General features: G+C 53.9%; 8 protein-coding genes. 2 read left to right on the top strand and 6 right to left on the bottom strand.

Annotated features, from left to right (window positions below; all coding sequences use genetic code 11):
- Positions 1–165 precede the first annotated feature (165 nt).
- From phoH to efeU, 4 genes are all read right to left on the bottom strand, one after another.
- Positions 166–954: a phosphate starvation-inducible protein PhoH gene (phoH, locus tag GA0061070_RS12520; RefSeq protein WP_208598170.1), complete on the bottom strand. Its 789-nt coding sequence runs from the start codon at positions 952–954 to the stop codon at positions 166–168.
- A gap of 539 nt (positions 955–1,493) precedes the next feature.
- Positions 1,494–2,777: an iron uptake transporter deferrochelatase/peroxidase subunit gene (gene efeB, locus GA0061070_RS12515; protein WP_090136459.1), complete on the bottom strand. Its 1,284-nt coding sequence runs from the start codon at positions 2,775–2,777 to the stop codon at positions 1,494–1,496.
- 4 nt (positions 2,778–2,781) lie between these two features.
- A complete protein-coding gene (efeO, locus tag GA0061070_RS12510) occupies positions 2,782–3,909 on the bottom strand; it encodes an iron uptake system protein EfeO (protein WP_090136458.1) in 1,128 nt (375 codons plus the stop codon).
- 49 nt (positions 3,910–3,958) lie between these two features.
- Positions 3,959–4,792, bottom strand: coding sequence for an iron uptake transporter permease EfeU (gene efeU, locus GA0061070_RS12505; RefSeq protein ID WP_090136457.1), 834 nt, complete (start codon positions 4,790–4,792; stop codon positions 3,959–3,961).
- Between the two features lie 276 nt (positions 4,793–5,068).
- Between efeU and GA0061070_RS12500 the strand changes: the two genes are divergently transcribed.
- On the top strand, positions 5,069–6,253 hold the full coding sequence (locus tag GA0061070_RS12500; protein WP_090136456.1) for a NupC/NupG family nucleoside CNT transporter: 1,185 nt from the start codon (positions 5,069–5,071) through the stop codon (positions 6,251–6,253).
- 41 nt (positions 6,254–6,294) lie between these two features.
- On the opposite strand, the gene GA0061070_RS12495 is transcribed toward GA0061070_RS12500, so the two are convergent.
- Together GA0061070_RS12495 and putP are read right to left on the bottom strand one after the other, a co-directional pair.
- On the bottom strand, positions 6,295–6,723 hold the full coding sequence (locus GA0061070_RS12495) for a DUF3574 domain-containing protein (RefSeq protein WP_090136455.1): 429 nt from the start codon (positions 6,721–6,723) through the stop codon (positions 6,295–6,297).
- 99 nt (positions 6,724–6,822) lie between these two features.
- A complete protein-coding gene (gene putP / locus GA0061070_RS12490) occupies positions 6,823–8,331 on the bottom strand; it encodes a sodium/proline symporter PutP (protein ID WP_090136454.1) in 1,509 nt (502 codons plus the stop codon).
- Positions 8,332–8,746: 415 nt separating this feature from the next.
- Here putP and putA point away from each other — a divergent pair, with 415 nt between their 5' ends.
- Positions 8,747–12,706 (top strand): trifunctional transcriptional regulator/proline dehydrogenase/L-glutamate gamma-semialdehyde dehydrogenase, encoded by a 3,960-nt coding sequence (gene putA, locus GA0061070_RS12485; RefSeq protein ID WP_090136453.1) that lies wholly within the window; start codon positions 8,747–8,749, stop codon positions 12,704–12,706.
- The last annotated feature ends 54 nt before the right edge of the window (positions 12,707–12,760 follow it).

The raw sequence follows: 12,760 nt of genomic DNA, 5'->3' as shown, positions 1-12,760 counted from the left end.
TGAGAACCCCCGACCGGGGTTCGACAACGGGCAACTGCCCGTTGGACAGACCACGAATAACATGAGTGGGCTGCCCGCCGGGCGAGCGAAGCGAGTCAATCCCCCCCTCACCGCCATCATTCAAAAAAAACCCGGCAAAAGCCGGGCTCTTGAGTTGAGATAGCATCAATCATAAGCCAGCAGCGTGCGCTGACAGAGAGCTGAGCGTACGCAGTCATCTTTATTAAAACGTACCACGCCAATCATCTCATCATCCTCAAAACGCGCCAGCGCATCGCTCAGCCCCGATTTAACTCCGGAAGGCAGGTCGCACTGGGTGATATCGCCGTTGACGATTACCGTCACGTTTTCCCCGAGGCGAGTCAAAAACATCTTCATTTGCGCAGCGGTGACGTTCTGAGCCTCATCAAGAATGACGACCGCATTTTCGAATGTACGTCCGCGCATATAGGCGAACGGCGCGATTTCCACCTTACCAATCTCTGGACGCAGGCAGTATTGCATAAAGGACGCGCCAAGGCGTTTAACCAGCACGTCATAGACGGGCCGGAAATATGGCGCGAACTTCTCCGAAATATCGCCGGGTAAGAAGCCGAGATCTTCGTCAGCTTGCAGAACCGGCCGGGTAACAATAATCCTTTCCACGTCCTTATGAATCAGCGCTTCCGCCGCTTTCGCCGCGCTAATCCACGTTTTCCCGCATCCCGCTTCACCGGTTGCGAAGATCAGTTGTTTACTCTCGATAGCATTCAGGTAGTGCGCTTGAGCTTCATTGCGAGCGGCAATCGGAGAGGTATCACGGCTGTCCCGCGCCATGCCAATTGCTTCTACGCCACTCATCTGCACAAGCGAGGTGACCGACTCTTCTTCACGTTGTTTATAGCTGCGTGAATCACGTCTCAGCACGCGTTTCGCTTCACGACGAGCTTTGATCACTGCTTTTTGTCTTCCCATGGATAGCACCTTGAGTTGTTGGTTTACATCACGCGCGTCCGTTTCGACACGACTATGCGCACAAACGTCTGAGGGTTGGCTTCCTTGTAAGCCTTGTCTTGCCTTTGAATATGATGTGGCTGAGCGACAGGCAGCATCGCCGGTCACATCGTTGAAATAGGGTATAACAAAAGAGGAGGAAAATTCAGGGGCGAAGAAGTCGTTGCCGGAGGGGGTCTCTCCGTGCCGGGTCTTACGTGGTCTTTTTGAGTGTCCGCTACAGGACTTTACCATCCGCGATCTCCTGAAGAACTTCATCACCGCAGGGAAAAACGCTTTAAACTAATTACATCAAAACTTCGCCTGCTTGCAACATTATTTTTACCCACCCATAACGTGCAAGCGCTCCGAATGATTGCAAAGAGTGTCTGATATGAATATTACAGAAAGATAACAGATACTTTCTCATACGAAAAAATGATAACTGGATGGCAGAAAAAGCATGTCAAAATGCAACAGATGATAGAATATCCTGCCCGCTAGCGAGCAGGATAGGATCTTTACGCTTCGAGTAGAGATTGGGCGAGATAGTGATTGGCATCTTGCACGCCGGGCAAAACAAAAAAATAGCCGCCGCCAATCGGGCGGATATACTCTTCCAGCGCCTCGCCGTTAAGCCGTTTTTGCACCGTCAGAAAACCTTTTTCCAGATCGTGCTGATAACAGACAAACAGCAAGCCCATATCAAGTTGACCAGAGTTCGTCACTCCCAGTGAATAGCTATAGCCCCGGCGCATCATCAGACTTGATTGTGTCTCTTTAGTACGCGGGTTCGCCAGACGAATGTGGCTGTCAAGAGCAATCACATCACCACCCGGATCGTTCGTGTAATCCGGAACATCATGTTCTTTCTGCATGCCCAGCGGCGCACCAGTGTGCTTATCACGCCCAAAAATCGTTTGTTGCTCTTTCAGCGGCGTGCGATCCCAGAACTCAACATGGAACTGGATAATCCGCACCGCCTGATAACTGCCGCCAATGGCCCAGGTCGGTTCACCTTGCTCGCCGGTGACCCAGACGACTTCATTCATCAACGCATTATCGCTACTGTCCGGGTTGGCAGTACCATCTTTAAATCCCAGCAGATTCACCGGTGTCTCTTTGCCTTTACTGCGCGCCGCATGATCGGAGATAAATCCTTCCCGCTTCCAGCGCACGCTGAGTAAATCCGGCGTGTGCTTAATGAGATCGCGCAGCGTGTGAATCACCGTATCCTGTGTGTTGGCGCAAATCTGGATCAGTAAATCGCCGTGGCACAGTGCCGCATCCAGTGAATCATTGGGGAAACGTTCCATCTTTTGCAGCTTTTTCGGCATCTGCGCCTGCAAACCAAAACGCGTATCAAACAGAGAGTGACCAACGGAAACAGTGACCGTCAGATTATCCGGCGCGATATACGGCCCGAGAATGCCGGAATCCATTGGCGGTAACCGCGGGTTTGGCGTATCAGGGGCCGGGCCGCCGGAAGTGAGAAAAGTGATGCGCTGTGTCAGTAAGCGAAACAAACGTTCAAGATCGGCTTTATCCGTAGCCAGCACATCAAAGGCCACCAACATCATTGATGCCTGCTGCGGCGTCAAAATCCCGGCCTGATGCGCCCCGAGAAAAGGCTGCTTTTCCATCCGCGAATCCGGCGACAGCGTTCCCGGTGCAGTTTGTGGTTTTGCTGCATAGGCAACCGGACATCCGCCAGCTATTGCGAGCGCGCCTCCCAGCGCGCCCATCCCTTTCAATAAACGGCGGCGCGAAGGTTCACTGACGCCATGATCATCATGTTGCTTCATATTGTTAATCCAGCCCAAGCACGCCGCGTAGTTGCGCCAGATCTTCCGCCAAGGTGGTAATCGGCCCTTTCAACGCATTACGGTCGGTGTCAGTTAGCTTGTTGTACGTCTCATAGCCATCTTTAATGCGGTATTTCGCCAGAATGGTATCCACTTTCTTGAAGTTGGCATCGACTTTCGCCAGCAACTCCGCATTCTCTTTTTGCAGTTGTGGACGCAGCAGATCGACAATTTTCTGTGCACCATCAACGTTGGCCTGGAAGTCCCACAGATCGGTGTGACTGTAACGATCTTCTTCGCCGCTGATTTTGCTGGCCGCGACTTCTTCAATCAAATCGGTGGCCCCGCCCACCACTTTTGACGGCGGGAAAGCCAGTTCGTTAATACGCGTTTGCAGCTCCAGCACATCGCTGTTGAGCTGATCAGCATATTTGCCCATCTCTTTGGTGCTGTTATCGCCAAACAGGGCTTTTTCCAGGCGATGGAAACCGGTGAACTTCGGATCGTCCGCTTTGTGCTCGTAATCATCTTCACGGGCATCAATGCGGCCATCCAGATCGGAGAAGAGCTCAGCAATCGGTTCGATACGTTCATAGTGCTGGCGGGTTGGTGCATACAGTGCTTTCGCTTTTTCAATATCCCCAGCTTTTACCGCGTCGGTAAAGGCTTTCGTGCCGGAAACCAACTGCGCGGTTTCCGCCACAACATAGGCTTTATACGCAGTAATGGCCCCGCTCAGGCTCAACAATGCATCGCCTTTTGCCGCATCTGCGGTTGCCGAGCCTTCGACTATCAGTTTCCCTTTCGGGTTAGTGAGCAGGCCGCAGGTCATATCATATTCGCCTGGTTGCAGAGTGGCGGTCAGTTTCTGGCTGAAGCCCGGTGCGATGTTTTCACGCTCTTCCACCACCATCACTCCCTTAAGGATCTCCCATTCCAGCGCTTTCTGGCTGTGGTTGACGATAATGAACTGCGTTTTACCCGCGTTAACGGTCAGGCTCATCGGCTCACACTGCTTGTCCGTTACCGTGACCTTCACCTGCGGAACATCCGCAGCTTGTACCCCGAAAGCGCAAGACATCAGCGCCGCGATCCCTACCTGCAAAGCACTACGACGAAAATGAATAACCATGACCCTTCCCTTAAATAAGTATGTTGTAACTACAAAGCAGTGAAAATCATCAGGAGGCTGCCTGCGAAGGCTGCGCACCTGAGCGTGGAGACAAAACAAACAGCACCAGCACCGGGATCAAATAGGCAAAGTAGACAAAGACTTCACTAACGCTCGGTGCTTCCTGATAACCAAAAATGCCTTCCAGCAAGGTTCCCGTCAGCGAATGCGTGGTGAGCACATTGCTTAAATCGAAAGCCAGATTCTGGAATTGATTCCACAAACCGGCTTCATGGAAAGCGCGGATAGCGCCAGCCGCCAGGCCGGCGGCCACCAGCAGGATAAACAGACTGGTCCATTTGAAAAATGCGCCGAGATTAAGGCGGATCCCGCCCCAGTAGAGCAGAAAGCCCAGCACTACGGCTGTTGCCAGCCCAAGCATTGCGCCAAGCGGCGGCCAGATACCGAGATCTTGCTGGAATGCCGCCAACAGAAAGAACACCGATTCCAGCCCTTCACGCGCGACGGCGAAAAAAACCATCAAAATCAGCGCCCAACCGTGATGATTACTGCGTGCCAGCGCGTTATCTACCGCCTGCTCAAGCTGTACTTTGACGTTACGCGACACCTTGCGCATCCAGAACACCATCCAGGTGAGGATCACGACGGCAATCACCGCGACAATTCCCTCAAACAGCTCCTGCTCTTTCTGTGGAAACTCGCCGGTAGTTTCGTTAATGGCAATCCCTAGTCCGAGGCAGAGCGCGGCGGCAAGAAAAACGCCAATCCACATCACCCCAATCCAGCGTCCGCGCTGGGTTCGTTTCAGGTAACTGGCAATCAGACTGACGATCAGCGCCGCTTCGAGGCCTTCACGCAACATAATAAGAAATGGAACAAACATGGAGAACGCCCCTGAGTCATGTGCGGTCAATGGTTGCAAAGAAAAGTAAATTACATTGATAGTGATTATCATTACGAAAACGAGAAACTCAAGCGAAATATGACGAGAATAATAACTGGATGTAAACGGATAGCAGGCTAACCCTGGCGAAGCGGCCCTTATGCAGAAAGGGTTGAAATAAAGCAACAACTTAGCTTACAAAACATTAACTTTATGTTTACCGCACCTTGCGGCTATGGCTAAATACTTCCCCCATTTATCTGCAAAATTAGAGATATGATTAACTTTCTACACTTTCTGCTGGCGCTGGTCGTGATCCTCGCGCTCGCCTGGCTGGTGAGTTTCGATCGGCGACAAATTCGTTTTCGCTTTATTCTGCAATTGATCGTCATCGAAATAGTGCTGGCCTGGTTTTTCCTGCATGCGCAAAGCGGGTTAACGCTGATTAAATATGTTTCCAGTTTCTTCGAAGCGCTGCTGAAATTCGCTGCTGAAGGCACGGGTTTTGTTTTCGGCGGCATGAGCGAAAAAGGGCTGGCATTTATTTTCCTTGGTGTACTGTGCCCCATCGTTTTTATTTCGGCGTTGATCGGCATTTTGCAGCACTGGCGCATCCTGCCTTTTTTTATTCGTCTGATCGGCACCCTGCTGTCGAAACTGAATGGTATGGGCAAGCTGGAATCTTTTAACGCCGTCAGTTCGCTGATTCTTGGTCAGTCCGAAAACTTCATTGCCTACAAAGGGATACTCGGCGACCTCTCTTCACGCCGCCTGTTCACCATGGCCGCCACGGCAATGTCGACGGTTTCGCTGTCAATCGTCGGCGCGTATATGACCATGCTGGATGCGAAATATGTGGTCGCAGCGTTGATCCTGAATATGTTCAGCACTTTTATCGTGCTGTCGGTCATTAATCCCGCGCGCCCGGAAGCGGAAGCCGAAATAAAACTGGAAAAACTCCACGAATCGCAAAGTTTCTTTGAAATGCTCGGTGAGTATATTCTGGCAGGTTTCAAAGTAGCGATGATTATTCTGGCAATGCTGATCGGCTTTATCGCCCTGATTAGCGCCGTTAACGCCCTTTTCTCTGCGCTATTCGGTATCAGTTTCCAGCAAATCCTCGGCTATGTTTTCTATCCGTTAGCCTGGTTGATAGGTATTCCACTCAGTGATGCGCTGCATGCTGGCAGCATCATGGCTACCAAGCTGGTGGCTAATGAATTTGTGGCGATGATTGAACTGCAAAAAATCGCCGCACAGATGACGCCGCGCGGATTGGGGATTTTGTCAGTGTTCCTGGTGTCATTTGCCAACTTTGCCTCAATTGGCATCGTCGCGGGCGCCATTAAGGGGTTGAATGAGCAGCAAGGCAATTCGGTCTCCCGCTTTGGCCTGCGCCTGGTCTACGGGGCAACACTGGTAAGCCTGCTCTCCGCCGCTTTTGCGGGTATCGTGCTGTAAGGGGCTTCCCCCTCTCTCGCCTGCGGGAGAGGGGTTTCAAATCAGAACTGAACGCAAACCGGCTGATCCACGCGCATCACCGATTCCTGTGCGAAGTGTGATTTATAAATCTCGCGCAATGTATCAATTTTCGCATTAGTTTGTGCGTCCACGCTGTGGATAAGCATCAGCGCCTTGCTCGGTTCTTTCGTCACTTTCCCGTTGCTGCCCAGCCATTGCCCCTGGGCATCGAAAGTCGTTAAACCATCACGAAAACGCGGTGTAACATCGTTATCCACATACTGTTGCCACTCCTGAGCGGTAATCAATTTACCGCCCTGTCGAGTTAAACCGTAATAGAGCGTGGTTTGTTGCATTTGGTTTTCAACCTTGCAGGTTTGCATATTCACGCTCTGTTTCGCTGTCGGCACCGCGCAGCCTGCCAGCAAACCTGCAACCACCAGCGCGGTGAACCCTGTCTTTAACTTCATATTGCTATCCTCATTGTTATTTGTTCTGAGATAACAGCGTAATTACAATTATTTAGCAATAGAAAAACCCGCCGCTGCGGGTTTTTCGTCAATGGCGTGTTATTCCGCCTGTAAACGGGACGGCGGTGCCGAGTGGTAATGCGCATCGGCCTCGGCAAAACGCTGCTGCATCGCCGCGGAAGGCGCTTTGCCCAACAGGCTGAACACCACAATACCCAGGCTGCCGAACACAAAGCCCGGAATGATTTCATACAGATCCAGCCAGCCGTAGTGTTTCCAGATAATGACCGTTACTGCGCCAATAATCATCCCCGCCAGCGCGCCGTTGCGGGTCATCCGCGACCACATCACCGAGAACAGCACCACCGGGCCAAATGCCGCGCCGAAACCAGCCCACGCGTAACTTACCAGTCCCAGCACGCGGTTTTCCGGGTTTGCCGCCAGCGCAATAGCGATTACCGCCACCAGCAGTACCATTGCGCGCCCCACCCACACCAGCTCAGTCTGGCCGGCGCCTTTACGCAAAAACGCTTTGTAGAAATCTTCGGTGATCGCACTGGAGCAAACCAGCAACTGGCAGCTCAGCGTCGACATTACCGCCGCGAGGATGGCAGAAAGCAGCACGCCCGCAATCCACGGGTTGAACAACAGTTGCGCCAGCTCGATAAACACGCGTTCGGAGTTCTGATTGACCGCGCCCGCCAGCGACGGGTTGTTACTGAACCAGGCGATGCCAAAGAAACCCACGGCGACCGCACCGGCCAGGCAGAGGATCATCCAGGTCATGCTGATACGGCGCGCATGCACAATTGTGTGGTGGGAATCAGCGGCCATAAAGCGCGCCAGAATATGCGGCTGACCAAAATAACCCAGCCCCCAGCCCATCAACGACAGGATGGCGACAAAATTCAGCCCCTTCAGCATGTCGACGTTTTCGATGCTTTTTTGCTTAATTACTTCCAGCGAATCACCGAAACCGCCCACCGTAATAATGACAATCACCGGCGTCAGGATCAGCGCGAAAATCATCAGACTGGCCTGCACCGTATCGGTCCAGCTAATCGCCAGGAAGCCGCCAATAAAGGTGTAAATAATGGTGGCTGCCGCGCCAGCCCAGAGCGCGCTTTCATAGCTCATGCCGAAGGTGCTTTCGAACAGACGTGCGCCCGCCACAATACCGGAAGCACAATAAATAGTGAAGAAGACAAGTATCACTACGGCGGAAATAATGCGCAGCAGACGGCTTTTATCTTCAAAACGACCGGTGAAATAATCCGGTAATGTCAGCGCATTATTGTTCGCCTCAGTATGCACGCGCAGACGCCCGGCCACCAGTTTCCAGTTGACCCACGCCCCCAGCGTCAGGCCAATGGCGATCCAGCTTTCCGAAATTCCGGAGATAAAAATCGCGCCCGGCAGCCCCATCAGCAACCAGCCACTCATATCGGACGCCCCGGCTGAAAGCGCGGTGACCAGCGGCCCCAGGCTGCGGCCGCCGAGAATATAATCGTCAAAATTCTTCGTCGAACGCCAGGCGAAAAAACCGATCAATATCATGCCAAAGATATAAACAAGAAAAGTCACCAGCATCGGTGTGCTCATTGCCATTAAGAAGTCTCCAGATTCTTCGTCAGCAAAATCATGTTGCTGCTTTATCCATCACCGGAACGTAGTGATGGGGCGTGTTGATTATCAGAAGCGCCGTATCCTGCCGGAAGCCTCACTTATTCACAATTGATTTAACACAGCATTTACATCAAATTCATCCTGAGCTTGATAGCATTTTGCGATAGGTTGTACTCTGTCACACTTTTCAAGGTTGCACCTTTTAAAAGTGTTATCCACCGCATAAAACCTACCTGGCCAGTGAATTATCCAGCGCCATCCCCCGTTACCAGTAATTAACATTTATTTCATTTTTAACCTTGCCAGCCAGGTCACATTTAACAAGGTTGCACAAAGTTGCAACATGGTGGATATTTCTGCCTGAACAGCAAAATAGCCAAAAAAACAGGAGCAAAGCATGGGCACCACCACGATGGGGGTCAAGCTTGATGACGCTACGCGCGAAAGGATTAAAGCCGCCGCAGCAACGATCGACCGTACGCCGCACTGGTTAATTAAACAGGCCATTTTTAATTATCTGGAGAAACTGGAGCGCAGCGAAGGGTTACCGGAACTGACCGCCGCGCCAGGGGCTGCGTCGCAGGATGAGGAAAGCGGTGTACCGACTGACGAGAACCACCAGCCGTTCCTCGATTTTGCCGAGCAGATCCTGCCGCAGTCTGTTTCCCGTGCCGCTATTACCGGTGCCTGGCGCTGGGCGGAAACCGATGCGGTGCCGATGCTGCTGGAGCAGGCTCGTTTGCCGCAGCAGGTAGCGGAAAATGCCCATCAACTGGCTTATCAGTTAGCGGAAAAATTACGTAATCAGAAAACCGCTTCCGGCCGTGCTGGCATGGTGCAAAGCCTGTTGCAGGAATTTTCGCTCTCTTCGCAGGAAGGTGTGGCGCTGATGTGTCTGGCAGAAGCGCTGCTACGCATCCCGGATAAAGCCACCCGCGACGCGTTGATCCGCGACAAAATCAGCAACGGCAACTGGCAGTCGCATATTGGCCGCAGCCCGTCGCTGTTCGTCAATGCTGCGACCTGGGGTCTGCTGTTTACCGGGCGGCTGGTTTCTACGCACAACGAAGCGAATCTTTCGCACGCCCTGAACCGCATTATCGGGAAAAGCGGCGAGCCGCTGATCCGCAAAGGCGTGGATATGGCAATGCGCCTGATGGGCGAACAGTTTGTCACCGGAGAAACCATCGCTGAAGCGCTGGCGAATGCCCGCAAGCTGGAAGAGAAAGGTTTCCGCTACTCCTACGATATGCTGGGCGAAGCGGCACTCACCGCCGCTGATGCGCAGGCTTATATGGTTTCCTATCAGCAGGCCATCAACGCTATCGGTAAGGCGTCCAATGGTCGCGGGATCTATGAAGGGCCGGGCATTTCAATTAAACTTTCTGCTCTGCATCCGCGTTACAGCCGTGCGCAGTATGACCGCGTGATGGAAGAGCTTTATCCACGCCTGAAATCCCTCACCCTGCTGGCGCGCCAGTACGATATTGGTATCAATATTGATGCCGAAGAGGCCGATCGTCTGGAAATTTCCCTCGATTTGCTGGAAAAACTCTGCTTTGAGCCAGAGTTAGCAGGCTGGAACGGTATCGGCTTTGTGATTCAGGCCTACCAGAAGCGTTGCCCGTTTGTCATTGATTACCTGACTGACCTGGCAACCCGCAGCCGCCGCCGTCTGATGGTCCGCCTGGTCAAAGGCGCTTACTGGGACAGCGAAATCAAACGTGCGCAAATGGAGGGACTGGAGGGGTATCCGGTTTACACGCGCAAGGTGTATACCGATGTCTCTTACCTCGCCTGCGCAAAAAAATTACTCGCGGTGCCGAACCTGATCTACCCGCAGTTCGCCACTCACAACGCCCATACGCTGGCGGCGATTTACCAGCTTGCCGGACAAAACTACTACCCAGGGCAGTACGAATTCCAGTGTTTGCATGGCATGGGCGAACCGCTGTACGAACAGGTCGTGGGGAAAATTGCCGACGGCAAACTGAACCGGCCATGCCGCATTTATGCACCGGTTGGTACGCATGAAACCCTGCTGGCCTACCTGGTGAGGCGTCTACTGGAAAACGGTGCCAACACCTCGTTTGTTAACCGCATTGCCGATACAACATTACCGCTCGATGCGCTGGTGGCCGACCCGGTGGCGGAAGCGGAAAAACTGGCCGCTCAGGAAGGCCAGGTGGGTCTGCCGCATCCGAAGATCCCACTACCCCGCGCCCTGTATGGTGAAGGACGCATCAACGCCGCCGGTCTGGATCTGGCGAACGAGCACCGACTGGCATCGCTCTCTTCTTCGTTGCTGAACAGCGCCACGCAAAAATGGTATGCCCGTCCGATGCTGGAGCAGATGGTGATGGAAGGCGAACCACTCGCGGTGATCAACCCGGCAGAGCCGAAAGATGTGGTGGGTTATGTGGTGGAAGCCCGTGATGAAATTATGGAACAGGCGCTGAATAATGCGGTTAATCATGCGCCCATCTGGTTCGCCACACCGCCGCAGGAACGTGCCGCCATTCTGCAACGCGCCGCCGTGCTGATGGAAGATCAAATGCCGCAGTTGATGGGCATTCTGGTACGTGAAGCCGGGAAAACTTTCAGCAACGCGATTGCCGAAGTGCGTGAAGCAGTGGATTTTCTGCGCTATTACGCAGGCCAGGTCAGCGCTGATTTTGATAACGAAACCCATCGCCCGTTAGGGCCGGTGGTCTGTATCAGCCCGTGGAACTTCCCGCTGGCGATCTTTACCGGACAAATCGCCGCCGCGCTGGCGGCGGGTAACAGCGTGCTGGCTAAACCTGCGGAACAAACCCCGCTGATCGCCGCACAAGGCGTGGCCATTCTGCTGGAAGCGGGCGTACCCGCCGGAGTATTGCAATTGCTACCGGGGCGTGGCGAAACCGTCGGCGCACGGCTCACCTCCGACGCGCGGGTGCGCGGCGTGATGTTCACCGGCTCAACCGAAGTGGCCAGCCTGTTGCAACGCACCATCGCCACGCGACTCGATGCGCAGGGCCGTCCGACGCCGTTGATCGCTGAAACTGGCGGTATGAACGCGATGATTGTCGATTCGTCGGCGCTCACTGAACAGGTGGTTGTCGATGTGCTGGCCTCCGCATTCGACAGTGCCGGGCAACGTTGCTCGGCGCTGCGCGTGCTGTGTCTGCAAGATGAAATCGCCGATCACACGTTGGCTATGTTGCGCGGTGCGATGGCTGAATGCCGGATGGGCAATCCAGGCCGTCTGACCACCGATATTGGCCCGGTGATCGATGCCGAAGCGAAAACGAATATCGACAAACATATTCAGGCGATGCAGGCCAAAGGCCGCAATGTATTCCAGGCAGTGCGTGAAAACAGCGAAGATGCCCGCGAATGGCGTACCGGCACCTTCGTTGCGCCAACGCTGATTGAACTGGAAAGCGTCGACGAGCTTCAGAAAGAGGTCTTCGGGCCGGTACTGCACGTAGTACGCTACAACCGTAATCAATTACCGCAGTTGATTGAGCAGATCAATGCTTCCGGCTACGGTCTGACACTCGGCGTACATACGCGCATTGATGAAACCATCGCTCAGGTGACCGGCAGCGCACACGTCGGCAACCTGTACGTTAACCGCAATATGGTTGGCGCAGTGGTCGGCGTGCAACCGTTTGGCGGCGAAGGGTTATCCGGTACCGGGCCGAAAGCGGGCGGGCCGCTCTATCTCTATCGCCTGCTCGGTAGCCGCCCGGAAAATGCGGTACTGAAAACGCTCGCCCGCCATGATGCTACCGCGCCGCTGGATGCCCGGATGAAAAATGCAATGACGCAACCGCTGGAAGCGCTCAGCGCATGGGCCACCGATCGTCCGGCATTACAGGCTTTGTGCCGTCAGTTTGCCGAGCTGGCGCAGAGCGGAACTCAGCGTCTGCTGCCAGGACCGACCGGTGAGCGTAATAGCTGGACGCTGGTACCGCGCGAACGCGTGCTTTGCGTTGCGGATAACGAACAGGATGCGCTGGTACAACTGGCAGCGGTAATCGCCTGCGGTAGCCAGCTACTGTGGCCGGATGACACACTGCACCGCGATCTGGCAAAACAGATTCCGCCGATGGTCAGCACGCGCATCCAGTTTGCCAGGGCCGATGCGCTGATGGCGCAGGCATTTGACGCAGTGATTTTCCATGGTGATTCCGATCAACTGGTTACGCTGTGTGAAAATGTGGCCGCACGCGACGGCGCAATTGTCTCGGTGCAGGGTTTTGCTCACGGGGAAAGCCATATCCTGCTCGAACGCCTGTGGCTGGAACGTTCGTTAAGCATCAATACCGCCGCCGCGGGTGGTAATGCCAGCCTGATGACCATAGGTTAAACCAGTGAACAGGCCCGATAGCGCTACGCTTATCGGGCCTGAAAAACCATCACC

The sequence above is a fragment of the Kosakonia oryziphila genome (assembly GCF_900094795.1).
GTDB classification, from domain to species: domain Bacteria; phylum Pseudomonadota; class Gammaproteobacteria; order Enterobacterales; family Enterobacteriaceae; genus Kosakonia; species Kosakonia oryziphila.
Note: the sequence above shows the minus strand (reverse complement) of the source record. Positions and strands in the feature narration are given on the sequence as shown.